The organism is Oleiphilus sp. HI0117 (assembly GCF_001635235.1).
In genome coordinates this window covers 1-616 of sequence record NZ_LWGA01000289.1, presented here as the reverse complement: position 1 = coordinate 616, position 616 = coordinate 1, and the positions used below count along the sequence as shown (strand labels likewise).

Genomic DNA, 616 nt, shown 5'->3' with positions numbered 1-616 from the left:
GCTGCTTGTTATAGCTTTTATTGGTATTCAAATTTGGTTTTAGCCTCACCAGTTTCATTTATAGTTAGTGTAAATGACTTCCAATCACCGCCAGTATGCGATTTCATAACTGAGTGAAGCTTAGGCACAACGGTATAGAGCCGCTCTCTTTCAGGTTTTACAAGTGCCTTTGAGACCCTTTTACCATCAATTACATAACTAAATTTGGATCCTATTGAACTACTACCATCTTCTGAAGTGTGATATTTAAACTCACACGAAAGAGATTCATACCCTAGCTCACTGCTTATCATCATGAGTTCGCTCAACTCATTCAATAGTGATACTTGCTCATCCATAATATTCATAAATCACCATTCCTGCTATAACGCCCGGCTCACCGAGGAAATTTTATTGGCGGCTTTTTTGGTACAAAAAAGGTGACAATAAAATTTGTCCGGTGGAGCCGCTTGTTAGTGCCATTTTTATGTATATGATGGTAATATACATAAATGATTAATTGGAAACAAATAAAAGGCTTTAATTGGGATGCTGGCAACGAAAGAAAAAACGTTGATAAACACAGCGTAAACCAGTTAGAGGCCGAACAATTATTTTTTAATGAGCCTTTATTACT

1 protein-coding gene is annotated in these 616 nt (G+C 36.7%); it reads right to left on the bottom strand.

Translation table 11 applies throughout. The annotated features are described in order from the left end of the window. Positions 1-17: 17 nt before the first annotated feature. The gene (locus A3757_RS03670) at positions 18-347 is read right to left on the bottom strand and encodes an immunity protein YezG family protein (RefSeq protein ID WP_068510496.1); all 330 of its coding nucleotides are present in this window, start codon (positions 345-347) and stop codon (positions 18-20) included. Positions 348-616: the final 269 nt, after the last annotated feature.